General features: G+C 64.9%; 25 protein-coding genes. 13 read left to right on the top strand and 12 right to left on the bottom strand.

From position 1 onward, the window contains the following. The first annotated feature begins 62 nt into the window (after nt 1–62). Entirely contained in the window at nt 63–335 is a 273-nt protein-coding gene (locus ABWP09_RS06620; RefSeq protein ID WP_353204355.1) for a GxxExxY protein, read from the top strand. A gap of 53 nt (nt 336–388) precedes the next feature. Here the strand turns inward: ABWP09_RS06620 and ABWP09_RS06615 are convergent, their stop codons facing one another. From ABWP09_RS06615 to coxB, 10 genes are all read right to left on the bottom strand, one after another. Further along, nucleotides 389–1,261 carry an RsmD family RNA methyltransferase gene (locus tag ABWP09_RS06615; protein ID WP_353204354.1) on the bottom strand — a complete coding sequence of 291 codons (873 nt, stop codon included), beginning with the start codon at nt 1,259–1,261 and terminating at the stop codon, nt 389–391. A gap of 136 nt (nt 1,262–1,397) precedes the next feature. Beyond that, entirely contained in the window at nt 1,398–2,798 is a 1,401-nt protein-coding gene (gene thrC / locus ABWP09_RS06610) for a threonine synthase (protein WP_353204353.1), read from the bottom strand. 11 nt (nt 2,799–2,809) lie between these two features. Next, a complete protein-coding gene (locus ABWP09_RS06605; protein ID WP_353204352.1) occupies nt 2,810–3,445 on the bottom strand; it encodes an SURF1 family protein in 636 nt (211 codons plus the stop codon). Then, complete coding sequence (locus ABWP09_RS06600; protein WP_353204351.1) at nt 3,442–3,843, bottom strand: DUF983 domain-containing protein; 402 nt, start codon at nt 3,841–3,843, stop codon at nt 3,442–3,444. The genes ABWP09_RS06605 and ABWP09_RS06600 overlap by 4 nt, the downstream gene beginning before the upstream one ends. Continuing rightward, nucleotides 3,840–4,706, bottom strand: coding sequence for a cytochrome c oxidase subunit 3 (locus tag ABWP09_RS06595; RefSeq protein WP_353204350.1), 867 nt, complete (start codon nt 4,704–4,706; stop codon nt 3,840–3,842). Before ABWP09_RS06595 ends, ABWP09_RS06600 begins: the two co-directional genes overlap by 4 nt. 44 nt (nt 4,707–4,750) lie before the next feature. Next, nucleotides 4,751–5,302: a cytochrome c oxidase assembly protein gene (locus ABWP09_RS06590; RefSeq protein ID WP_353204349.1), complete on the bottom strand. Its 552-nt coding sequence runs from the start codon at nt 5,300–5,302 to the stop codon at nt 4,751–4,753. Next, on the bottom strand, nt 5,302–5,442 hold the full coding sequence (locus tag ABWP09_RS06585) for a cytochrome c oxidase system small membrane protein (protein ID WP_353204348.1): 141 nt from the start codon (nt 5,440–5,442) through the stop codon (nt 5,302–5,304). The genes ABWP09_RS06590 and ABWP09_RS06585 overlap by 1 nt, the downstream gene beginning before the upstream one ends. Further along, nucleotides 5,439–6,344: a heme o synthase gene (locus ABWP09_RS06580; protein ID WP_353204347.1), complete on the bottom strand. Its 906-nt coding sequence runs from the start codon at nt 6,342–6,344 to the stop codon at nt 5,439–5,441. Before ABWP09_RS06580 ends, ABWP09_RS06585 begins: the two co-directional genes overlap by 4 nt. Before the next feature lie 116 nt (nt 6,345–6,460). Next, on the bottom strand, nt 6,461–8,122 hold the full coding sequence (gene ctaD / locus ABWP09_RS06575) for a cytochrome c oxidase subunit I (RefSeq protein ID WP_353204346.1): 1,662 nt from the start codon (nt 8,120–8,122) through the stop codon (nt 6,461–6,463). A gap of 3 nt (nt 8,123–8,125) precedes the next feature. Next, the gene (gene coxB / locus ABWP09_RS06570; protein WP_353204345.1) at nt 8,126–9,241 is read right to left on the bottom strand and encodes a cytochrome c oxidase subunit II; all 1,116 of its coding nucleotides are present in this window, start codon (nt 9,239–9,241) and stop codon (nt 8,126–8,128) included. Nucleotides 9,242–9,437: 196 nt separating this feature from the next. On the opposite strand from coxB, the gene pyrE reads away from it, so the two are divergent. The 9 genes from pyrE to ABWP09_RS06525 all read left to right on the top strand — a co-directional run bounded on the left by pyrE (nt 9,438) and on the right by ABWP09_RS06525 (nt 16,850). Next, on the top strand, nt 9,438–10,019 hold the full coding sequence (gene pyrE / locus ABWP09_RS06565) for an orotate phosphoribosyltransferase (RefSeq protein ID WP_353204344.1): 582 nt from the start codon (nt 9,438–9,440) through the stop codon (nt 10,017–10,019). Then, nucleotides 10,016–10,762: a pyridoxine 5'-phosphate synthase gene (locus ABWP09_RS06560; RefSeq protein ID WP_353204343.1), complete on the top strand. Its 747-nt coding sequence runs from the start codon at nt 10,016–10,018 to the stop codon at nt 10,760–10,762. Before pyrE ends, ABWP09_RS06560 begins: the two co-directional genes overlap by 4 nt. 211 nt (nt 10,763–10,973) lie before the next feature. Beyond that, a complete protein-coding gene (acpS, locus tag ABWP09_RS06555) occupies nt 10,974–11,384 on the top strand; it encodes a holo-ACP synthase (protein WP_353204358.1) in 411 nt (136 codons plus the stop codon). Further along, a complete protein-coding gene (gene lepB / locus ABWP09_RS06550) occupies nt 11,381–12,304 on the top strand; it encodes a signal peptidase I (RefSeq protein WP_353204342.1) in 924 nt (307 codons plus the stop codon). Before acpS ends, lepB begins: the two co-directional genes overlap by 4 nt. Next, nucleotides 12,301–13,362: an AI-2E family transporter gene (locus ABWP09_RS06545; protein WP_353204341.1), complete on the top strand. Its 1,062-nt coding sequence runs from the start codon at nt 12,301–12,303 to the stop codon at nt 13,360–13,362. The genes lepB and ABWP09_RS06545 overlap by 4 nt, the downstream gene beginning before the upstream one ends. Further along, nucleotides 13,359–13,997, top strand: coding sequence for a maleylacetoacetate isomerase (gene maiA / locus ABWP09_RS06540; protein ID WP_353204340.1), 639 nt, complete (start codon nt 13,359–13,361; stop codon nt 13,995–13,997). The genes ABWP09_RS06545 and maiA overlap by 4 nt, the downstream gene beginning before the upstream one ends. Before the next feature lie 121 nt (nt 13,998–14,118). After that, complete coding sequence (locus tag ABWP09_RS06535) at nt 14,119–15,093, top strand: hypothetical protein (protein WP_353204339.1); 975 nt, start codon at nt 14,119–14,121, stop codon at nt 15,091–15,093. A gap of 23 nt (nt 15,094–15,116) precedes the next feature. Continuing rightward, nucleotides 15,117–15,638: a DUF2141 domain-containing protein gene (locus ABWP09_RS06530; protein ID WP_502959770.1), complete on the top strand. Its 522-nt coding sequence runs from the start codon at nt 15,117–15,119 to the stop codon at nt 15,636–15,638. A gap of 6 nt (nt 15,639–15,644) precedes the next feature. Then, a complete protein-coding gene (locus ABWP09_RS06525; protein WP_353204338.1) occupies nt 15,645–16,850 on the top strand; it encodes a glycosyltransferase in 1,206 nt (401 codons plus the stop codon). Here the strand turns inward: ABWP09_RS06525 and ABWP09_RS06520 are convergent. Then, nucleotides 16,847–18,388, bottom strand: a complete 1,542-nt coding sequence (locus ABWP09_RS06520; protein ID WP_353204337.1) for a glycosyltransferase family protein — start codon at nt 18,386–18,388, stop codon at nt 16,847–16,849. The genes ABWP09_RS06525 and ABWP09_RS06520 overlap by 4 nt on opposite strands. Before the next feature lie 125 nt (nt 18,389–18,513). On the opposite strand from ABWP09_RS06520, the gene ABWP09_RS06515 reads away from it, so the two are divergent. Continuing rightward, nucleotides 18,514–20,136, top strand: coding sequence for an alkaline phosphatase D family protein (locus ABWP09_RS06515; RefSeq protein WP_353204336.1), 1,623 nt, complete (start codon nt 18,514–18,516; stop codon nt 20,134–20,136). A 62-nt stretch (nt 20,137–20,198) separates the two neighbouring features. Beyond that, nucleotides 20,199–21,197, top strand: coding sequence for a LacI family DNA-binding transcriptional regulator (locus tag ABWP09_RS06510; protein WP_353204335.1), 999 nt, complete (start codon nt 20,199–20,201; stop codon nt 21,195–21,197). 168 nt (nt 21,198–21,365) lie between these two features. Here ABWP09_RS06510 and ABWP09_RS06505 read toward each other — a convergent pair whose 3' ends face one another. After that, nucleotides 21,366–22,394: a YeiH family protein gene (locus ABWP09_RS06505; RefSeq protein ID WP_353204356.1), complete on the bottom strand. Its 1,029-nt coding sequence runs from the start codon at nt 22,392–22,394 to the stop codon at nt 21,366–21,368. A gap of 211 nt (nt 22,395–22,605) precedes the next feature. Between ABWP09_RS06505 and ABWP09_RS06500 the strand changes: the two genes are divergently transcribed. Beyond that, nucleotides 22,606–23,853, top strand: coding sequence for an MFS transporter (locus ABWP09_RS06500; protein ID WP_188446283.1), 1,248 nt, complete (start codon nt 22,606–22,608; stop codon nt 23,851–23,853). Nucleotides 23,854–23,972: the final 119 nt, after the last annotated feature.

Here is a 23,972-nt window from a genome sequence, read left to right as displayed (position 1 = left end):
TATGAGATCGTGCTGGCGCACGCTCTGGAACAACGCGGCCTGGCGGTGGAGCGACAAAAGTTGTGTCGATCGTGATTGACGGGGTTGCCATCGAAAACGGCTTTCGGGCCGACTTGGTCGTCGAAAATGCGCTGCTCATCGCATTGAAGTCGATCGACCGCCTCTCGGCGGTGCATGCGAAGCAAGGTCTTACCTACCTGCGGTTTCTTGACCTACCGCTCGGTTTGCTGATGAATTTTGGGGGCGAGACTTTCAAAGAGGGTCTGCGCCGTGTCGTAAATCAGCATGGGTCCGTCGAGGGTTCTCACTTGCGGATACATCACCCCATACGCTGACTGCGTCTTCGCGCCCTTACCTTGTCTTCGCGCCTTCGCGTGAACCCCTTCTGCTACTCCCCCCGCGACCAGCGCGCAAAAATCGCCGTCGGTAGCAACAACCCGCGCGCTTCCTCGCGCACCGCCATTTCGCCAACCTCGACCGTGCCACCCAGATCGGCCAGCGCCTGCCGCACGACTTCGCCAATCGCCAGCGCCGACATGCGCACCGCATAGACCGTCAGCACGAGGAACTTGCTGTCCTGGTCGAGCAAGCGGCGGCAATCGGCGATCAGGCCGGGCAAGCCTTCCTCAAGCCGCCACACTTCGCCCTCGGGCCCCCGCCCGAATTTGGGCGGATCGAGGAAAATCCCGTCATACCGCTTCTCGCGCCGCACTTCGCGCGCGGCGAATTTGGCGGCGTCATCAACCATCCAGCGAATCGGGCGATCGGCCATGTCGGACAGGAAGGCGTTGGCCTTGCCTGCTTCGACCGATTTCTTCGACGCATCGACATGCGTCATCGCGGCACCCTTGGCGGCAAGCGCGAGCGTGCCAACGCCGGTATAGCCGAACAGGTTGAGCACTTGATCCCCTTCCGCGACCTGCGCGCGCATCCACTCCCATTGCGGTGCCATATCGGGGAAGAAAGCGAGGTGGCGGAACGGCGTGTTCTGCGCGAGCAGCAACACTTCTTCCCACCGCACGTGCCATCCGCCGCGCGGGACATCGCGCGAGAGGTGCCAGCGGCCGCCGCCCTCTTCATCCGAGGCGCCGATGAAATCGCCATCGGCTTCCCAACTGTCACTGGCGGGCGCCCACATTGCTTGCGGTTCGGGGCGGATGAAGCGGAAGCGGCCATAGCGCTCGAGCTTCCGGCCATGGCCAGAGTCGACCAGGCCGTAATCCGCCCAGGGTTCGGCGATAAGGGTGGTGAGATTGGTCATGCGGTTTTCCTCCCCGCCCTGGAAGGGAGGGGGCGGGGGTGGGTTGGTGTGGATGGATCGCCACGCCTGCCCCATACCGACCCACCCCCAGCCTCTCCCTTCCAGGGAGGGGAGAATAGCGCGCAGCGACCGACCTTCACCGCGGGACGGCTCGCTCGGCGATATACGCCGTCACTGCGTCGAACGTCCCCGGCAGCGACGCATAGCGTTCCTCGCGCGCGAACAGATCGCCGATTCGCCCCGGGAGCGCGGGGCGCTGCCCCGTCGCGCGCTCGACCGCGTCGCCGAATTTGGCGGGGTGTGCGGTGGCGAGCGTCACCACCGGCACATCCGCCGCCAAGCCAGCGCGGCGCGCAGCGGCGAGGCCGATCGCCGTGTGGGGATCGATCGTTTGGCCGCAGGAATCGAAGGCCCAGCGCATCGCCAGCGCCATATCGTCAAGATCAACGCGATCACTGCCGAACAGCGCGCTCGCCCCCTCGCGTTGCGCATTGGTCAGCTGCATCGCCTTGGTCGCTTCGAAACCGTGCATCTGCGCGGCCAAAGCAGACCCGTCGCGACCGCCCAGATCGAACAGCAATCGTTCGAAATTGCTCGACACCTGAATGTCCATCGACGGGCTTGGCGTCGGGATCACCGCGCGGCTCGAATAGTCGCCGCTCGACAGCGCCCGCGCGAGGATGTCGTTGACGTTGGTCGCCACGATCAGCTTGGCGACGGGCAAGCCCATCTTCGCCGCGACATAGCCGGCGAACACATCGCCGAAATTCCCGGTCGGCACCGCGAAGGCGACCGCGCGATCGGGCGCGCCGAGGCGGACGGCGGCGTAAAAATAATAAACGATCTGCGCCATCAGCCGCGCCCAGTTGATCGAATTCACCGCCGACAGCGCGAACGTGCCCGAAAAGGCGGCGTCATTGAACATCGCCTTCACCAATGCTTGGGCATCATCGAAGCTCGCATCCTCAAGCGCGATATTGTGGATGTTGGGCGCGATGACGGTGGTCATCTGGCGGCGCTGGACGTCGGACACACGCCCCTTGGGGTGGAGCATGAACACGTCGACCCCGGCGCGCCCGGCCAGCGCATCGATCGCGGCCGAGCCGGTATCGCCCGAGGTCGCGCCGATCACGGTGACTTGCTGGCTGCTGCCCTTCAGAAAGCGTTCGAACAGCAGCCCGAGCAATTGCAGCGCGACATCCTTGAAGGCGAGCGTGGGACCATGGAACAGCTCCAGCAGCCAGTTCTGCTGGTCAAGCTGGACCAGCGGGACGATTGCGGCATGCGCAAACCGGCCATAGGCCTGTGTGCACAAGCTCCGCAGCTCGTCCTCGCTGAGCGTGCCCGCGACGAACGGCAGCATCACCGCGACGGCGGTGTCGACATAGGACAGGCCCTGCATCGCCGCGATCTGATCGCGCGAGAAGCTTGGCCAGGATTCGGGAAGGTACAGCCCGCCATCCGAGGCAAGGCCCGCGAGCGTGACGTCGCGAAAGTCGAGGGTCGGCGCGGAGCCGCGCGTGCTGATATAGCGCATGGCGTTTTCGGTTAGCGCGGCGCGGGCAACTCGGCAACCGTGCGGCGGCGCAGCGCCAGCGCGTAGATCAAGGCGGCGAGGCTCGCGAAGACAAACCACTGCACGGCATAGGCCAAATGGTTGTTGGGGACGGCCGACAGATCCGGACCCGGATTGGGGTCGAGCCCCGCCACTGGCGGATCGGCGACGAGCATCAGCGTCTTGGGTGCGCCGCGGCCAAACGCCGCCGCGACGATCGGCGCATGATCGGGCGCGTGGCTGATATAACCGCGCACCGGCCCGCCCTTCCAATCAGGCTTGGCATGTGGATCCTTGCCAAATCCCATTTGCACCGCAAAGCCCGGCCCCTCCGCCCCGGTGCGACACTGCGCGATCTGCCGCCAGCCGGTCCCGCCGCGCGCATTGCGCCCGCCCTCGATCGCGAAGCTGACGGGTTCAAGACAAAAGGCGCTCGCACGGCGAAACAGCAGCGAGTCATCGACCGGGATGGCGGGGAAAGTGATGCGCGGGAGTGTAATGTTCTGGGCGTAGCGGACCAGCATCGCTTCCTTTTCCGCGCGACGCTGGAGCTGCCAGACGCCGAGCGCGATCATCGCGGCGACCGCGAAGGCGACAAGAATCGTCGGGATGACCGGAATGCGCCTCATGCGTCGGGATCGGCTGGCACGATATGCCCCTCATGCGCGGCGGTGCGGAATTCCGACCCCAGCAACGCCGCCTTGGCAATGCGCAATGCCCCGACGACGCTCCCGACCGTGACCGGCAGCCAGATGATCAATTGCAGCCAGATCGGAGGCCCCAAGGTGAGCTGAATCGTGATCGCGGTGCCGACCACCAGCGCGCCCAGCACCAGCGTCAGGATCGCGGCTGGCCCGTCACCGACGTTGAACGCGCCATAGTCCAGCCCGCACACCTTGCAGTGATCGGCAAAATCGAGCCAGCTGCGAAACAGTCCGGTCGCGCCACAGCGCGGACACAGGCCCTTCAGCGCGGACGCGAGCGGCGTGGGGGCGGTGATGACCGCCGGCCCATCGCCGCGGATCACCCGGCGGGGACCGGTGCGCCCCAGCCACCATAGACGTAGATGGTGACGAACAGGAACAACCACACCACATCGACGAAATGCCAGTACCAGGCCGCCGCCTCAAACCCGAAATGCTGTCGCGGCGTAAAGTCCCCGCGATAGACGCGGATCTGGCAGACGATCAGAAAGATCGTGCCGATCATCACGTGGAAGCCGTGGAAGCCGGTCGACATGAAGAAGGACGCGCCATAATTCAGTCCCTTGAAGGGGAACGGCGCCTCGGAATATTCGTACGCCTGGATCGAGCTGAAGATCAGGCCGAGCACGATCGTCGCCCACAGGCCCTTCTTCAGACCGTCGCGGTCGCCATGGATCAGCGCGTGGTGCGCCCAGGTGATCGTCGTGCCGCTGGTCAGCAGGATCAGCGTGTTGAGCAGCGGAAATTTGAAGGCGTCGATGACTTCGAGGCCCTTGGGCGGCCATTGCGCGGCCCCGGCGGCAACGTCGGTGATGACGCTGGTCGTCTTGGTCACCGAATCATAGGCGATATGCGCGGGGAAGAGCGAGAAGTCGAAATAGGCCCAGAACCAGCCGACGAAGAACATGATCTCCGACACGATGAACAGGATCATGCCGTAGCGCAAATGGAGCTGGACGACCGGGGTATGGTCGCCGGCATGCGCCTCGACGATGATCTGGCGCCACCAGCCGTACATCACCGCGAGCACGCCCGCGAGACCGGCATAGAAAACCGCGCCGCCGCCGGCCGCCGAGTGCATCCACATAATGCCGCCGGCCGCCATCGCCAGCGCCGCCATCGACCCGGCCAGCGGCCAGATGCTGGGCGGGAGGATGTGATAATCGTGGTTCTTTGCACCGGCCATGGGGGGTAGTCCTTCGTACGCGTCTAGCGGTTTATGCGGATGCTCTAGCCTTTGGCTTTCGCGGAATCCACGGGGTAAAACGTGTAACTGAGCGTGATCGTCTCGACGTCATTGGCATCGGGATCGGACAGGATCTTGGGGTCGACGAAAAAGATCACCGGCATCCGCGCCGTCTCGCCCGGTTTCAGCGTCTGCTGCGTGAAGCAGAAGCACTGGATCTTGGTGAAATATTTGCCGGCCTGCGCCGGTGTAACATTATAGGTCGCGGTGCCGGTGATCGAATGGTCCGACGTATTCGTCGCGGTAAAGAACGCCATGTCGCGCGCGCCGATCGCCACTGTCTCGGACGGATTTTCCGGCGCGAACTTCCACGGCATGTGCGGCGCGACATTGGTATCGAAATCCACCCGGATTTGCCGGTCGACCGCGCCCGGGGCCACCGTCCCGCGCTGCGTCGTGCCGTTAAGGCCGGTCGCCTGGCAGAACATACGATAGAGCGGGATGCTCGCCCAGCCGATCCCGCTCATGAAACACACGCCAAGCACCGCGAACAAGGCGGTCCGGAGCTTGCCGTCGGTGGGCAAAAGCTGCGCCATCAGTGCGGCATCCCCGCCTTGATCTTGGCGATGCTGATCGCGAACACCAGGATCACGAACGCGCCAAGGATCAGCGCGAGCACCAAGGCGCGGCTGCGCTGGCGCTTGCGGACGAGATCTGCGTGTGGGTCGGGGATCATGCGGTAAGCCGATCGAAAGCGAGGGTGGCGAAGATCGCGAGGATGTACCCGATCGAATAGACGAACAGGACGCGCTCGGCCTTCATGGTGGTGGTGGTTTCAGCGCGCTGCACGACGACCCAGGCGGTGAGCCCGACGAACACCAGCGAAGTCAGCGTGGCGATCAGGCCGTAGGTGATACCCGCCAGCCCGAGCGGCCAAGGTGCCACTGCCGCTGCGGCCATCAGCACCGCATAGAACAGCATTTGCCAGCGCGTCGTCGCCGCACTCGCCACTACGGGGAGCATTGGCACGCCGCCCTTGGCATAATCGTCGCGAATCAGCAGCGCGAGCGCCCAGCTGTGCGGCGGCGTCCACAGAAAGATGATCGCGAACATCAACAGCGGCAGCGTCGAGATGCTGCCCGTGGCGGCGACCCAGCCGATCAGCGGCGGAAAGGCACCGGCGGCACCGCCAATCACGATGTTGTGCGGCGTCCGGCGCTTGAGCCCGACGGTATAGACGAGCACGTAGAACAGGATCGAGACGACCAGCAACCCGGCCGCGATCAGACCGATCGCCAAGCCCATCAGCAGCACCGAGAACACACCGAGCGCCACGCCGAACTGCAACGCGGTTTCGCGCTCCATTTTGCCCGCAGGCAAGGGACGCTTGGCGGTGCGCTTCATCAGCGCGTCGATATCGGATTCATACCATTGGTTGAGCGCGCCTGCCGACCCCGCCGCAAGCGCGATCGCGAGGATCGCGGTGAAGGCGAGCGTGAAGGGCAATTGTACCGGGGCGGCGAGCATGCCGCACAAAGCGGTGAACACCACCGAGCGCATGACGCGCGGTTTGGTCAGCGCGAAGAAATCGCCCGCCCCGGCGGGGAGTGTCGCGGTCGGATAGGTCGTCGTGGTCATTGGCAAATTCCTCCCCTCCCGCGTGCGGGAGGGCCTGTCCTTTACGCAACGCGTCGGCCACTAGGGGAGCAGGCCCTCCCCTAGCCCCTCCCGCAAGCGGGAGGGGAGGTATAAACTCAGTCGATCCGCGGCAGCGTCTCGAACTGATGGTAGGGCGGCGGGCTCGACAGCGTCCATTCGAGCGTCGTCGCGCCGTCACCCCAGGGGTTGTCGCCGGCTGGCTTGCCCTTGAACAAGGACCAGATGATGTTGACGAAGAACACCAGCATCGAAGCGGCCATGATCTTATAGCCGAGCGTCGCGACCCAATTCCACTGCGCCAGCGCATCGGTGTAATCCGGCACGCGACGCTGCATGTTCTGCAGGCCGAGGAAATGCATCGGGAAGAACAAGACGTTCACGCCAACGAAGAACACATAATAGTGAATCTGCCCAAGCGTTTCGTTATACATCTTCCCCGACATTTTCGGGAACCAGTAATAGAAGCCGCAGAACAACGAGAAGACCGCACCCAGCGACAGCACATAGTGGAAATGCGCCACCACATAATAGCTGTCCTGCATGTAATCGTCGATGCCGCCATTGGCGAGCACGACGCCGGTCACGCCGCCGACGGTGAACATGAAGATGAAGCCGATCGCCCACAGCATCGGCGTCTTGAAGGACAGCGAGCCGCCCCACATCGTCGCGATCCACGAGAAGATCTTGATCCCGGTCGGCACCGCGATCACCATTGTCGCGGCGGTGAAGTACATTTTGGTGTTCACGCTTAGGCCGGTGGTGAACATGTGGTGCGCCCACACCACGAAGCCGACCACGCCGATCGCGACCATGGCATAGGCCATGCCGAGATAACCGAAGACAGGCTTTTTCGAGAAGGTCGAGATCACCTGGCTGACGATGCCGAAGCCCGGCAAGATCATGATGTAGACTTCGGGGTGGCCGAAGAACCAGAACAGATGCTGGTACAGGATCGGATCGCCGCCACCGGCCGGATCGAAGAAGGTCGTGCCGAAATTGCGATCGGTCAGCAGCATCGTGATCGCGGCTGCCAGCACCGGAAGAGCGAGCAACAGCAGAAAGGCGGTGACCAGCACCGACCAGACGAACAGCGGCATCTTGTGCAGCGTCATGCCCGGCGCGCGCATGTTGAAGATGGTGGTGATGAAGTTGATCGCGCCAAGGATCGACGAGGCACCGGCAAGATGGAGCGACAGGATCGCCATGTCGGTCGACGGCCCGGGCTCGCCATAGGTCGAGAGCGGCGCATAGAGCGTCCAGCCGTTACCCGCGCCACCGAAGAAGGGCGAGGCGAGCAGCAGCGTGAAGCTCGGGATCAGCAGCCAGAACGAGACATTGTTCATCCGCGGAAAGGCCATGTCCGGCGCGCCGATCATGATCGGCACGAACCAGTTACCAAAGCCGCCGATCATCGCCGGCATGACCATGAAGAACACCATGATCAGGCCGTGTGCGGTGATCAGCACGTTCCAGAGATGGAGCGAATGATCGAGACCTTGCTCGCCGCCGGGCAGATAGCTTGCCCAAATGCCGAGATATTGGATACCCGGCTCGGCCAGCTCAGCGCGCATCAGGCCCGAAATCGCGCCACCGATGATCCCCGCGACAATCGCGAAGATCAGGTAGAGCGTCCCGATGTCCTTGTGGTTGGTCGACATGAACCAGCGCGCGAAAAACGACATTTGATGGTCGTCATGCGCGTGGACATCGGGCGTGTGCGCTTCGAACGCGGCGGGGCTGAGAGCGGTATCGGTCATGGCTTATTGTCCAGCGGAAGCGTTGGCGGCGGGAACGGCGGGCAGCGCGTTGGCGGCAGCCGTATCGGCGGCGGTCGGTGCGGCGGGGGCGGACCCGGCCGCGCCAACGACGGCGGGCGACGGCACCGCAGCAGCACCGGGCATCGTGCCGCCCTTTGCCTTCACCCATTGCGCGAACACCTCCGGCGTGACCGCCTGAACCGTGATCGGCATGTAACCGTGGCGCGCGCCACATAGTTCCGAGCAAACGCCGAAATAGACGCCGGGCTTGTCGATCGTGAAGCTGGTTTCGTTCAAGCGGCCGGGGACCGCGTCGAGCTTGATCCAGAATGCCGGGATTTCCCAGCTGTGGATCACGTCATTGGACGTGGTGATCAGGCGGATCGGCACGCCGATCGGCAGCACGACGCGCTGGTCGGTCGCGAGCAGCCGCGGACCGTCGATCGCAGTCCGCGCGCGCTCGCCCTTGCCGACTTCACTGGCTTCCTTGAGCATGTTCGACGTGACTTCGAACCCGCCATTGTCGGGATATTGATACGACCAATACCATTGGTTGCCGATCGCCTTCAGCGTCACCGCATTCTTGGGCGCGGGCTTATATTGCGCCTGCAGCAAGCCGATCGAGGGAAGCGCGAGGCCGAGCAGGATCAGCACCGGGACACCGGTCCACAGCACTTCGAGCACGGTGTTGTGCGAGGTCTTGGACGCGACCGGGTTGGCCGCGCGCCGGTAGCGCACCACGACCCAGAAGAGCAGGAACAACACCAGCACGGAGATGAAGGTGATGACCGGCATCAACAGCCAGTTATGGAACCATGCAGCCTGCGCACCGGTGTGGGTCACCTGCGGTTGCAGCCCGAGCATGCCGTTGACCGGCTGGCCGACCTTGGGGTCGATCGCCATGGCGGGTGCACCGTCGACGGCCAGCATCGGATCGATCGTCGCGGCGGGGGTTGCAGCCGGGGTCGCTGCGGCGGGATCGGCGACCGTGACGGTCGGCGCGGCCTCGACCGGCTTCGATATGGGAGCAATCGGGGTAGACTGCGGTGCGGCATACGCTGCTCCGATACTCATCATCGCGAGGCCGGCGGCCAGCGCGATCGATTTGATCCCGATCATTCGCATCTTTCTGTTTCTACTCTCGAACACTCGTGCCCACCAACGGTGTCGGCACGATGGGGCTACTCTCGTTGTAGCGGCACTATACGCAGGGTACCCCTTCGTCTCAAGTCGAACATGCCGCATTTTTTGCGCGGTCGTTGCGTCGCAGCATCCCCGCTCCTAACTAAGCCAGCCTTACGCAGGACCTTGAGCGATGACCGAAGATGATATTCTAGCCGAATTCCACAACGCCGAAGCGTTGCTGGAGGGGCATTTTATCCTGTCGTCGGGCTTGCGGTCGTCCCGTTATTTGCAATGCGCGCGCGTGCTGATGGACCCGGCGCGCGGCGCACGGCTGGCCGCGGCGCTGGTCGCGCGACTCCCCGATAACGTAAGGGAAAGCATCGCCGCCGTTGTCTCGCCCGCGATGGGCGGGGTGATCGCCGGACAGGAGATGGCGCGTGTGCTTGGGGTGTCGGCGATGTTTCTGGAACGGCCCGATGGCGTGTTCGAACTGCGCCGCGGCTTCCGGCTCGCACCAGGCACCAAGGTGCTGATGATGGAAGACGTCGTGACGACCGGCCTCTCCTCCAAAGAGGCGATAGCCGCGATTGCCCGCGCGGGCGGTGAGACGGTCGCGGCGGCGGCGCTGGTCGACCGGTCCAACGGATCGGCCGATCTCGGTGTACCCTTTTATCCGCTGATTCGACTCGCCGTGCCGACCTATCCGGCGGATGCTTTGCCCCCCGAACTGGCGGCGATTCCGGCGATCAAGCCCGGGAGCCGCGCAGCATGACGCTTCGACCAGCTCAGGGCGATCGGCTCCGCCTCGGGGTCAACATCGACCATGTCGCGACGGTGCGCAATGCGCGCGAATCGGGTTATCCCGATCCGGTGCGCGCGGCGTTGCTCGCGGCCGAGGCGGGTGCCGACGGCATTACTGCGCACCTGCGCGAGGACCGGCGGCACATTACCGACGACGACATTGCGCGGCTTTGCGCCGAACTGACGATCCCGCTCAATTTCGAAATGGCGGCGACCGCCGAGATGCTGGCGATCGCGCTGCGTCACCGCCCGCACGCCGCGTGCATCGTCCCCGAAAAGCGCGAGGAGCGCACCACCGAAGGCGGGCTCGACGCGGCGGGGCAGTTTGACCAGCTTGCCCCTTTGGTGTCCGAACTGCGCGGCGCGGACATCCGCGTGTCCTTGTTCATCGAACCCGATGCGCGCCAGATCGACGCCGCGATCCGGCTCGGCGCGCCCGTGATCGAGCTGCACACCGGACGCTATGCCGATCTGTCGGGCGAAGCGCAGGTCGTGGAGGTCCGTCGCCTTGCCGATGCGGCGGCGCTGGCCGTGAAGAATGGCATCGAAGTCCATGCCGGGCACGGCCTGACGCTGACCAATGTCGCGCCGATCGCCGCGATCCCGCAGATTCGCGAGCTGAACATCGGCCACAGCCTGATCGCCGACGCGATCTTCATGGGGCTGGGCAACGCGGTCCGCGCGATGCGCGCGGCGATGGATGCGGCGCGGTGATTGAAAGAAGAGGTTTGGTTCGCGCGGAGGCGCGGAGACGCGGAGGAGGAGGAGAGAGGTTTCGCTGCGCGCGGCCCGTATCAGGTTCAGCGCGCCCTTTCGAATGCGGTGCGAAGCGCAACACATTTTCTTTTCTTTCGTCTTCCGGTCCTTCTCCGCGCCTCCGCGCCCCCGCGCGAACCAACCTTTTCCTTCTTCAAAGCATCCGGCCATGATCATCGGGCTCGGTTCCGATCTGTGCAATATCGAGCGGATCCAGGCCTCGCTCGATCGTTTCGGCGCGCGTTTCGAAAACCGGGTGTTCACCGATATCGAGCGTGCCAAAGCGGAACGCCGTCCCTTCACCAAGGCGGGGACGCTGGCCAAACGCTTTGCCGCCAAGGAAGCCTATTCCAAGGCGGTCGGCACCGGATTCAAGCGTGGCGTGTTCATGAAGGACATCGGTGTCGTCAACGCCCCCTCGGGCGCGCCAGCGCTCGCCCTGTCCGGTGGAGCCAAGGCGAGACTTGACGCGTTGACGCCTGACGGCCACGTCGCACGGGTACATTTGACGATGACCGACGACCATCCCTGGGCCCAGGCCTTTGTGGTGATCGAGACGGTGCCGAAGGACGAGACATGAGCGAGGATCTGGCGCTGGACACTGAAGAGATCGGCGAACCCGGCGAAACCAACGCCCCCGCCTCCGACGCCGCGACCCCCGCCGCCAAGCGACCCGGCACCGACTGGGCATCTGAACTGCGCGGCATCTTCTGGCTGATCCTCGCGGTGCTCGGCTTCCACACCTTCGTCGCCAAGCCGTTCTACATTCCGTCGGAATCGATGCTGCCGGGATTGCTGGTCGGGGATCAGCTGGTGGTGAGCAAATATCCCTATGGCTGGTCGTTCGTGTCGCCGACCTTTCACTTGCTGCCGTTCGTCCACGGCCGCTTGCTCGGTCGCTTGCCCGAGCGCGGCGATGTCGTGATCGTCACCCCGCCGGGGACCAAGACCGACTATATCAAGCGCCTGATCGGCTTGCCCGGGGATCGGATCGAGGTGCGCGGCGGCACCGTGATCCTCAACGGTGTCGCGGTGAAGCGCGGGCCGCTGCATTATGTCGATATGCCGTATTACGGCGGAATGCCGCAGCCCGCCCCCGAAACCGGTCTGACCTGTGATCTCGGTGAAGGCGCCTTGCGCACCGCGCCCGATGGCAGCGCGATTTGCCATATGCCGCTCGTCACCGAAACGCTGCCCAACGGGCGGCATTACGAAACGGTCGAACTCGGCGTGAGCGCAGGCGACACTTATGGCCCGATCGTCATTCCGCCCGACCACGTCTTCATGATGGGCGACAATCGCGACCGCAGCGCCGACAGCCGCGTGCCGCTCGACCAGGGTGGCCTCGGCGGGCCGGTGCCATGGGAATATCTCGGCGGCCGCGCTGAATTCATCACCTTCTCCAAGACCGGTCTCGGCAGCTGGAACCCGCTGAGCTGGGGCCAATCCTTCCGGGGCGGCCGCGCCGGCACCTCGCTCCATGCGACGCGTGAAAAATGAGCGATCCGCGGTCGGCTGAACTGGTCAGCGAACCCGCGCCCAACGAACTGCGCGATCCCTTCGTGCGGCAGGAACTGAAGCGCGCGACGGTCTGGCTTGGTCTCGCCAGCGCGATCGCCCTGGTCGTCTTGCTGATCCAGCCGTTGCTGATCATCTTCGGCGGACTGGTCTTCGCCTCGATGCTCGACGGCGGCGTGCGCCTGCTCGGGCGCGTGTTGCCGATCGGGCGGCCGTGGCGGCTCGCGATTGTCGTGATCCTGACCGTCTTGTTCATCGTCGGTGTCTTCTATCTGACCGGCGCGGGCATCGCCGAGCAGGTCGAGCAGTTGCGCGCGACGCTAACGACCCAGGCGAGCAAGCTGATCGCATGGGCGTCGAATAACGGATTGATGCCGGGCAAGGCCGATCTCAACGGCATGATGCAGCAGGCGCTGGGATCGTTCGGCAAGATCACCTCCTATCTCGGCACCGCGTTCGGCGCACTTGCCAGCCTGATCATGGTGCTGGTGATCGGCCTGTTCATCGCGATGGAGCCGCGTTTGTACGAAGGCGGGCTGCAATGGATGGTACCGCGCGACATGCGCCCGCGTTTTTCGGGCACGATCGAGGCGATGGCGGTGACGATGCGTCGTCTGCTGGCGGGAAGGCTGTTCGGCATGGCGCTGGAGGGCGTGATGACCGGCGTGGCGCTGGCGATTTTCGGCGTGCCGATGGCGCTGGTGCTGGGGATCATCACCGGGATCCTCGCCTTCATCCCCAATATCGGCGCGATCACCAGCGGCGTGTTGATGGTGGCGGTCGGCTTCAGTGCAGGAACGCATACCGGCTTCGCCGCGATCGGCATCTATTTCTTCATCCAGACGCTCGACGGCTATGTCATCATCCCGATGGTGGCCAAGCGCACCGTCGATATGCCGCCGGCGCTGACGCTCTCGTCGCAAATTTTAGCGGGGACACTGTTCGGGCTGCTCGGGCTGACGCTCGCCGATCCGCTGACCGCGATGATCAAGGTCGCGCTCGAACGCAGCTCGAAAGCGGAAGCCGACGCCGAGGCATGACACCGATCCTCTACGATTTCTGGCGCTCATCCGCCGCATACCGCGTGCGGATCGTGCTCAATCTGAAGCAGGTCACGTATCACAGCGTCGCCGTCGATCTGGCCAAGGGCGCGCAGCACGCGGTGGATTTCCTGGCGCGCAACCCGCAAGGCCTCGTGCCCGCGCTCGATATCGGCACGACGGTGTTGACGCAGAGTCTCGCGATTATCGATTATCTCGATGCGACGCATAAAGCGGTGCCGATGGTGTCGTCCGATCCGGTCGCACGGTCGCACGTGCTGGCGCAGGCGCTGGTGATCGCGGCGGATATCCACCCGATCGACAATCTGCGCGTGCTCAACCGGCTGACCGATCAGTTCGGTGCAGACCAAGCGGCGCGCGACGCGTGGTATGCGCACTGGATCACCACAGGGCTGAGCGCGCTCGAGGCGATGACCGTCGATCTGCCCGGGCCGTTCCTGGGCGGCGACGCGCCCAATCTTGCCGACGTGTGCCTTGTCCCGCAGCTTTACAATGCGCGGCGCTTCGCGGTTCCGCTTGCGGCGTTTCCCCGCCTGCTGCGCGCCGATGCGGCCGCCGCCGACCGCCCCGAAATCGCCGCCGCACACCCCGACCGCGTCAAGCCAGTGGCCTGACAGGCCCCCGCACGCCGCTCATCCCAAGCGAATTGCCGCGCCACACTTCTGCCGTTAAGGGGCGGCAGGGCGACACGGTCGGATATCGCCGATTAGCCCAACGAGCGGACAGACGCACCACGTGGACATTTTGAAGACCGGGCCGGGTACCATCGGAACGCCGAATGCATCGTCCACCCATGCCGGTTTGCCGCCGCCGTCGGGCACCGCGGCGGGTGCGGATCTCGGCGGACTCGTGCCCATGGCGCCGCTCAAACGACGCTGGCCAACCTATCTCGGTGCTGCCGTCACGGTGGTAATGATCGTCTGGCTCGGTCTAAAACTGCGCGCGCTCGGGGTCGACAGCTGGGTTTCGGCGATGCCGACCAGCCCCTTATTCTACGTCTTTTTCATTCTGCTCTATTTTTCACCGGTCGCCGGTGATTTCATCATTTTCCGAAGATTGTGGGGCATTCCCGCCAGCGGATTCGGCGCGCTCATCAAGAAACGCATCGCCAACGACGTGCTCAATTATTCGGGCGAGGCGTATTTCTACGCCTGGGCGCGGCAACGCTCGTCGATGGTCGCCGCCCCGTTCGGCGCGGTGAAGGATGTCAGCATCCTCTCGGCCGTTGCCGGCAACATGGTGACGCTGGCGATGATCGCGGTCGCGATGCCGCTCGGCATCGGGCTGCTCACCGAACAGCAGTTCCACAATGCGATCTGGTCGATTGTCGGGGTGTTCGGCATGTCGCTGCCGTTCCTGATCTTCTCGAAGCGAATCTTCTCGCTGCCGCGCAAGATGCTGTGGTGGATTTTCAACGTGCATTGCCTGCGGCTAATCGCGGGCTCGGTGCTGACCGCGCTGGCGTGGCATTTCGGCTTGCCGACGGTCTCGGTCGGCATGTGGCTGCTGCTGTCGGCAGCGCGGCTGATCGTCGGGCGGTTGCCGCTTCTGCCGAATAAGGAACTTCTTTTTGCCACCTTCGCCACGTTATTGATCGGGCAGGACGAAAAGCTGACCGTGCTGATTGCGGTGACGGCGGCGCTGCCGCTGCTGGTGCATGTGGTGCTCATGGCGATCTTCGGCTTGTCGAGCTTGGTGAGAAAGACGTGAGCATGCTGGTGCGCAAAGGTTGGATGACGGCAGCCCTGATGGGTGCAGCGGTGTTCGGTGCGGGGCTGGCCGGTCCGGCGCAGGCCGCACAAGTGCTCGGCAGCGATGCCGCAGCCTGCAGCGCGGGCGGCGGTCCGGCGATTCGTGTTACGGTCGATGGTTTGAAGGACCGGACCGGCGAATTGAAGCTCGAACTCTATCCCGCCACCGAAACCGATTTCCTGCGCGACGATTATCTGCTGATCCGTGAGGGCAAATTCTTCCGCCGCGTGAAGGTGCCGACGCCGGCGAGCGGGCCGGTCGTGTTGTGCATTCGCGTGCCGAGCCCGGGGGCCTATGCGCTGCTCCTCACGCACGATCGCGACGGCAAGAACAAGTTCAACTTCTGGACCGACGGCGCAGGCTTTGCCAGCAATCGCAAATTGGGGCGGTCGCGCCCGAAACTTGAGCAAGCGCGGATCGTCGTTCCGGCAGGGATGGTATCGGTCGAAATTCGCGCGCAATATCTGCGCGGGCTCGGCGGTTTCGGCCCAATCGGGAGCTGACCTGCGATGCGCATCGTCGACGTCAACGAATTCTATTCACCGACCGGCGGCGGTGTGCGCACCTATATCGACCGCAAGATGGGGATCATGTCCGATCTCGGCCATGAGCTGATCGTGATCGCGCCGGGCAAGGAAAACCGCGTCGAGGATCGCCCCGGCGGCGGCCAGGTAATCTGGATCCAGACCGGGCATTTGCCGCTCGACCAGAATTACGGGATTTTCTGGGAAGCGCCGCCGATTTTGCACTTGCTCGATGCGTTGCGGCCCGATGTGGTCGAGACATCCTCGCCGTGGCGGCTGCCGTGGATCATCGGCAAATGGCAACCAAAGTATGAAGGCGGGGCGGTGAAGGCGTTCTTCATGCACAATGACAATATGGCCGCTTACGCGTTGCGCTGGCTCGAAAATATGGGTCCACAAGACCGGCTGGAACACGCGTTCAGCTGGTATAGCCATTATATGTCGAGCTTTCTCAAGTATTTCGACACGGTCGTCACCAACGGCCCCGCGCTCGAAAAGCGGCTGCGCAACCGCGGTGTTCACATCGATGCGGCGATGCCGCTCGGGATCGAACGCGGCCATTTCTCGCCTGATCTGCGCGACGAGCGCTTGCGTGCGGCCTTGCTCGCGCAGTGCGATTTGCCCCCGAGCGGGCATTTGCTGCTCGGGCTTGGCCGCCATCATCCCGAGAAACGCTGGCGGCTGGTGATCGATGCGGCCGAACGCGCCGGATCGGAACTGCCGGTCGGGCTGATCCTGCTCGGCAGCGGCGTCGAAAGCCGCCAGATCGAGATGCGCATCGCCGGCAGCCCGCACATCCGCATGTTCCGCCCGGTCTATGACCGCGAGCGCCTCGCGCGGATCGTGGCGAGCTGCGACGCGCTGATCCATGGGTCCGAGGCCGAACCGTTCGGGCTGGTCGCATCGGAAGCGATGGCGGGCGGCTTGCCGCTGATCGTGCCCGACACCGGGGGGTGCGCCGAGGTGGCGGATAAACACGCGTCCGAATTCTACACCGCGCGCGATGCGCAAAGCGCCGCGATGGCGATCCACCGGCTGTTCGCGCGCGACCAGCGGGTGCTGCGCCGCGCGGTGTTGGTCGCGGCGGGCAAGGTGCGCAGCGACCGCGACCATGCGATCGAGCTGATGGACTATTATCAGGCGCAGGTTGATTTCAAGCGCGCCGGCAAGCCGCTGCGCGCCGCCGCCTAGCCGATCTTGGCGCGGAGCTCGGCTGGGCAGCTTTCGGGCGCACGCGGGCCCTTGTCTCCCCGCAGGCGATACACCAGACGCACCCGTCCACGCGTCGGGACGCAGCCGGCAAGCGCGTAGCGCTGCCGGATCGCCTGCAGCACCAAGGCGTGCGCGGCGGGATTGCCGAAGGCATAGACCGGATACGTATCGACGATCGCTTGCGGGTTGGCGGCAAGGATCGCGCGGGTGATCGCCCGGGGATCGCCGCCCAGCGCGCGCGGATTATTCTCGTCGGCGGTGTTGAGGTGGCCCGGAAACGCCCAGCGCGACGGCAGGCAGGAGTGCGTCAACATGTAGAGTGCCGGATAGCCGTTATAGACGAAGATGCACCCGCGTGTCGGTTTGGCGAGCGCCGCGACGGCGCGCGCTTCGCGGTCCCCGCCCTTGGCCGCTGCACTGACGACCAGCACGATTTGCCCGGCCACCAGCGCTACGATGGCGAGCCCGATCGCCAGCCGCCGCCGCGCCGCGAGTGCGGTCGCGAGCAACACGCACGCCGGGATCAGGATCGGTAAAGCATAATGCGGCGCGTCGAAACGCCAATAGACCAAAACGCTGACTATCGCGGTGGCGAGCCAGCCGAGCAGAAACCGCCGCTCGAGCGCGCCCGGCGCGGTGGCGGGCATGCGCGGGCCGATCAGCCCGACGATGATAAGCGGCAGGAACAATCCGACAAAGCTCGCCAGCCCGACACTCTCATGAACGAACGATCCTTTGGTTTGCCCGAACACCGACAGGAAGTTGGCGAAAACAAAGGCCTGCCACTGGCCGATCGCCGCATAATAGAACGCGGCAAGCGCCGTCGGCAGCAGCGCCAGCGCGATCATCGCGGCGGCGAACAGCGCGGTGCGGGTCCACGAAACCCCATGCCGCCGCGCGAGCAGCAGGAACGCGCAGCCGAAATACACGCCCTCCAGCAGCACGCTATATTTGACCTGCAGCGCAAGCCCGACCAACAGCAGCGCCGCGGTCCCCTTGGCGATCAGCCGCTCGGCGCGCGGCACGGCTGAGAGCAATAACGCCCCCGCCCCAACCATCAGCGCGTTGTAGAAAATCGGCGCCTGCCCGCCCTCGCCCTCCAGAAAATTCAGCCACAGAATGTAGACGATCGCCGCGAGCGCAGCGCCGAACCAGTCGACGTGGCGCCGCGCGGTCCAGTAGACCCCGTAGCCGGTCGCCGCGACACACAGCCCGGCCAGCAGCTTGTACTGGACAAAACCCTCGCCGCCGAGCAGCCGCGCCCCAGCATAGATCAGGAACAGGCCGATCGGCTTGCGGTCGAAAATGTCGACATAGGGCAGCGCGCCGTGCAGCATCCGGTCGCCGACCAGCAGATAGAATTGCTCATCGAAGCCGATCACGGGATTGCCCAGCGTCGCGATCCGCGCGGCAAGCGTGACGAGCAGGATCAGCCCTGCCGTTGCTGCATTGCTAAGGGCGAAGGGGCGCGGGGTGTGCGCGATTGTAGCGGGACCGGTCTCGCTGTCGGTCGCCACACGCACACTCCCCAATCGTCGCTCGACGGGCGTTGCCACCCCGGCAATCTGCGTTATTCCGATCCGTCACGGATATGCAATCGACAAGTGGCAAGCACCCGAACAGACCGATAGGAGATCTCGACATGGTAGCCCTTGACCGCCGCTCTTTCCTGCTGACCGGATCGCTTGGATTAGGCGCCTTCGCAGTGCCCGGCTTCGCGCAAAGCCCCAATGTGACGAGCGGACGCGGCTTCACCCATTCGGTCGCAAGCGGCGAGCCGGGCAGCGACACGATGCTGCTATGGACGCGCTACGTCCCCGCGAGCGGCGACAGCGCCGAACTCCGCGTCGAGCTGTCCGAAACGCCCGATTTCGCGCGCGTGGTCAGCGGTGGATCGCAGATCACGGGCGCGTGGCGTGATTTCACCGCCAAGATCACGGTCGACGGCCTCAAGCCCAACCGGCGCTATCATTTCCGCTTCGTCGCCCCCGACGGGAGCTTCTCGCCGGTCGGCACCACCAAGACCCTCCCGCAAGGCCCGGTCGATCGCTTCCGCACCGCGACCTTCTCCTGCTCGAACATGCCGTACGGTTTCTTCAACGCCTATGCCCATGCCGCTGCGCGCGACGATCTCGACCTCGCGATCCACCTCGGCGATTATCTCTATGAATATAAGACCGGCGATTATCCCGCGGCAAAGGACCAGGTCGCCGGGCGGGTCCCGCTGCCCGCGACCGAATTGCTCCACCTCGCCGATTACCGCATCCGCTACGCCAGCTATCGCAGCGACCCCGATCTCCAGCGGCTCCACGCCAAACTGCCGATGATCGTGCAGTGGGACGATCACGAATCGGCCAATGACAGTTGGGAAGGTGGCGCGGAAAATCACCAGGCCGAAGAAAGCGACTGGAAGGCCCGCCGCGCCGCGTCGATCCAGGCGTATCGCGAATGGATGCCAGTCTCGGACGAGCCGTGGAAGGCGTATGAGGTCGGCACGCTGGCAACCTTGTTCCGGACCGAGACGCGTTTGCTCGCGCGGACCAAGCAAGCCGATGTCGCGCCCTTGTTCAGGGCAGCCGACCCGATTGCCGCGCTGAAGGCGTTCCGCGACGGCGGGTGGATGGACCCGGCCGCGACGATGATGGGCAGCCAGCAGGAAAGCTGGCTGTCGCATGCGATCGCGACATCGGTGCGCGCCGGGCAGCGCTGGCAAGTGGTCGGCTTCGGCACCGTCATGGGGCGGACGATCATGCCGCCCGAAGCCCCTGGCTGGCTCGCCGCGACCGCGAGCGAGCGCGCCAAGAACCGCATCCTGGCGGGCGTGGTAGCGGCCAAGCTCGGCCTGCCGTTCAACTTCGACAGCTGGGACGGCTATCCCGCCGCGCGCGCACGCTTCCTGCACGCTGCGCAGACAGTCGGCGCGAATCTGATCGTGCTGTCGGGCGACAGCCACAATGCCTGGGCGTTCGACCTTGGGCAGGATGGCAAGCCCGCGGGCGTCGAATTCGCCGGTCACGGGGTCACCTCGCCGGGCTATGAATCGGCCTTCGCGCTCGACCCCAAACTGATCGCTGCCGCGGCGGTAAGGGCGAATGCCGAGCTGAAATGGTGCGACACGTCGCGGCGCGGTTATATGGCGATGACGCTGACCCCCGACAGCGCGACGAATGACTGGATCATGGTCGATACGATCAAGACCAGCACCCCCGCCGCCAGCATCGGCCATAGCGCGACCGTGCGGCGCGGGCGCAATGTGATGGCCTGACGGTTGCCCGGACGGCCCCGCTGCGGCACAGATGGCGGCGGGGTCATCGGGGAGCTTTGGTTTTGCGCGTAACGATCAAGGACGTGTCGCGCGTTTCGGGCGTATCGATCAAGACGGTGTCGCGCGTGCTCAACAAGGAACGCTATGTCGGCACCGAAACGCGCGCCCGGGTCGAGGCGGCGGTCGCCGAACTGAACTTTCGCCCGAGCATGGCGGCGCGCTCGCTCGCCGGGAAGCGCAGTTTCCAGATCGCGCTGATTTGCGACAATCCCAGCCCCTATTACGTATACGAAATGCAATCGGGCATCCGCGACCGCTGCGCGCTCGACGGCGTGCGGATGATCGCGCAGCCCTATGACCGCAATTCCCCGACCTTGCTCGACGATATCGAAAATCTGGTCGAGGCGACGCATGTCGACGGGTTGATCCTGACCCCGCCCGTGTCGGATTATCCGGCGGTGCTCGATTTGCTGGCCAAGCGCGGCGTGCGCTTCGTACGCGTGTCGCCGGGCAGCGCCGCCGAGCTCGCGCCCTCAACCTTCATCGACAATGAAGCCGCGGCAGCAGCGATGACGGCGCATCTGCTCGGCCTCGGGCATCGCCGGATCGGCTTCATCGCCGGGCATCCGAGCTATGCGACGAGCGGGCAGCGAATGCAGGGCTATGCCAAAGCGCTCGGCCAGATCGGGATCGCGCTCGACCCGGTTTTGGTGCGCGAGGGGAGTTACGATTTCGCCTCAGGCGCGGCGGCGGCAGAGGAATTACTCGCGCTCAACCCGCCGCCGACGGCGATCTTCGCGTCGAGCGACGATATGGCAGCGGGCGCACTGACCGCCGCGCATCGCCGCGGTCTCAGCGTGCCGGGGCAGCTGTCGGTCGCCGGGTTCGACGACACCGCGCTCGCCGGGTTCGTCTGGCCGCCACTCACCACGATCCGCCAGCCGACGCGGGTGATGGCGTATCAGGCGGCGGATCTGTTGCTCGGCGCCGCCGACGCGCCGGTCGAACGGCGTGAGGTGGCGTTCGAACTGGTGGTGCGTGAGTCAACGGGTTCGGTTTGAGAGAAAAAGTAGGTTGGTTCGTGCGGAGGCGCGGAGACGCGGAGATTTTCTTGCGGATGTGCCGGGAGACCTTCCAGCCCAGCGCTTGTGGCGAACGAAGATAATTGAGGGCTGACGCCCCTCCTCCTCCGCGTCTCCGCGCCTCCGCGCGAACCAACCTTCTTCTTTTTACCCGATCAGAAACAACGCCGCCGCCAGCGCCAGCCCGAACGCCACCAACGTCGCCACCCCGATGATGATCAGCGGCTTCGGCCCGGCCTCGAGCAATTGCGCCAGCGGCGAGCGGATCGCGGTCGCGGTGACCGCCGCCGCCAGCATTGCCGCCGCGGCCTTCTCCGCGCCGCCTGCGACGAACGCCGGGATCACGCCAAACGAGTTGATCCCAGCCAGCACGAAAAAGCCGATCACGAACCACGGCACCCCCGGCCCCTTCGCGGCACCCTCTCCCTTGGGCAAGCACATCGCCACCACCGCGAGCACCGGTGCCAGCAACGCAACGCGCGTCAGCTTGACGATCGCGGCAATCCCGCCCGCGCCGTCCGAATAGGAATAGCCCGCACCCAAGGCCTGCGCGACATCGTGGATCGCCGCGCCGAGCAGGAACCCGGCCTTGAGGTCGCTCATGTGGAAGGCGTGCGCGACCAGCGGGTACACCATCATCGCGCTAGCACTCATCGCCGAAATACCGACCAGCACCAGCGTAAGCTGCGCCTGGCTGGTGCGTTTCTCGCCGAGCGTCGTGGCGAGCGCCATCGCCGCCGAAGCACCACAGATCGCCACCGCGCCGCCCGCCAGCACACCGAACGCGCTATCCTGCCCCAATCGGCGCGCAGCGAGAACGCCCGCCCCGATCGTCGCCGCGACGATCGCCACGACGCACAGCAACGCGACCGGGCCGAGCGCGATGATTTGCCCGGCGGTGATTCGCACCCCGACCAGCACGATCCCCCAGCGCAACAGCGAGCGCGAGGCAAAGGCGAGGCCAGGCGTGAGGCGCGCATCGGCGCTCAGGAAGTTGAGCGCGAGGCCGATCAGCAGCGCCATCAGCGTCAGCGGCACGCCATAATGATCCGACAGAAACCCTGCCGCCAGCGTCCCCATTGCGACCACGATGAGGCCGGGGAGATAGCCGCGCCAGTCACGCTTCGGCGCGGCTTCGATGGCGCTGTAGAGATCGCCGTAAAGATCGGCGGCCATCGGCAGCGGGCGTTTCGGGTATTTGGTTGCCATTCGATCCCACTCGTCATGCCGGACTTGTTCCGGCATCCACCGTGCCGCACACCGGACCTGCAAGTCATTGCGGCGCGGTGGACCCCGGCACAAGGCCGGGGTGACGGAGCGTGGGGTCTAGCGCAAGCGCCCTCGATCTGACAACGTTGTCTCAAGAAAAAGACGGGAGCGGATTCGGATGGCATTTGGGATCAGGGGTGGGGCGGCGCGCTGGATCATCGTGGCGATGGTGTTCGTTGCGATCATGCTCAATTATGTCGACCGGCAAATCCTCGCTTTGCTGAAACCGACGCTGGAGGCGCAGTTCCAATGGTCCGATCAGGATTATGCGAACATGGGCACCGCGTTCCAGATCGCCACCGCGTTCGCCTTTCTCGGGACCGGCTGGTTCCTCGATCGCGTCGGCTTGCGGCTGGGGTTCGCGCTCGGCGTGCTGATCTGGAGTCTCGCCGGGATGGCGCACGCCTTTGCGACGTCGGTCCCCGCCTTTTTCGCCGCGCGGATCGTGCTCGGCATGGCCGAATCGGTCGGCACGCCCGCCGCGGTCAAATCGGCGGCGACCTATTTCAACCATAAGGACCGGCAGATCGCGTTGGGCATCGGCAATACCGCGCCCAATATCGGCGCGATCGTGACGCCCTTGTTCATCCCGGCGCTCGCGGTGGCGTTCGGGTGGCAAGCGGCGTTTCTGGTCGCGGGCGGCCTGGGGCTCATCTGGGTGGTAGTATGGTTCGCGCTCAGGATCAAGCCGGTCGCGCTCGACGCCGTCGCCCCGGCACCCGTGCCGTGGCTGAGCGTGCTGCGCAGCCGCGAGACCGCGGCGATCGCGATCGCGAAGGTGCTGTCGGATCAAGTGTGGTTCTTCATGCTGCTATGGCTGCCCGATCTGTTCCACCGGCTGTTCGGGATGCCGCAGGGCACGCTCGGCCTGCCGGTCGCCTTGGTCTATGTCATGGCGGCGTGCGGCGCGCTGACTGGCGGCTTCGTGCCCTCTCGGCTGATGGCGGCGGGGTGGAGCGTGGATCGCGCGCGGAAAACCACGATGCTGGGCTATGCGTTGCTCGTACTGCCGGTGGTGTTCGTCCAGAGTGTGTCGAGCCCATGGTCGGCGGCATTGCTGCTCGGCCTCGTCTTGTTCGCGCATCAAGGGTTTTCGACCAACGTCTTCGGCGTGACGACTGACATCACGCCGGCGCGATCGGTCGGGAGCCGGATCGGGATTGCGGCATTCTGCGGCAATCTCGGCTCGGTCGGGATGATCCAGTTTCAGGCCTACGCACTGGCGCACGGCTGGGGCTATGCGCCGGCGCTGGCGATTTGCGCGGGGTCATATCTGACCGCGCTGCTCGCGATCCATCTGCTGATCCCGCGTATCGTGCCGATCGACGAAAGCGAGCGCGGCGACGGTTTCGTCGCGGCGCACTGACGGAATTGAAGCCCTCTCCCGCGAAGGCGGGAGAGGGCTTTGGTCCGAGATCAGAAGTTCACGCGACCCGTCACACCGAAGTAGCGATCGGCATCGCGCGGGATCTGGTAGCGATAGGC

This window comes from Sphingomonas sp. (genome assembly GCF_040398505.1).
Lineage (GTDB): Bacteria > Pseudomonadota > Alphaproteobacteria > Sphingomonadales > Sphingomonadaceae > Sphingomonas.
Note: the sequence above shows the minus strand (reverse complement) of the source record. Positions and strands in the feature narration are given on the sequence as shown.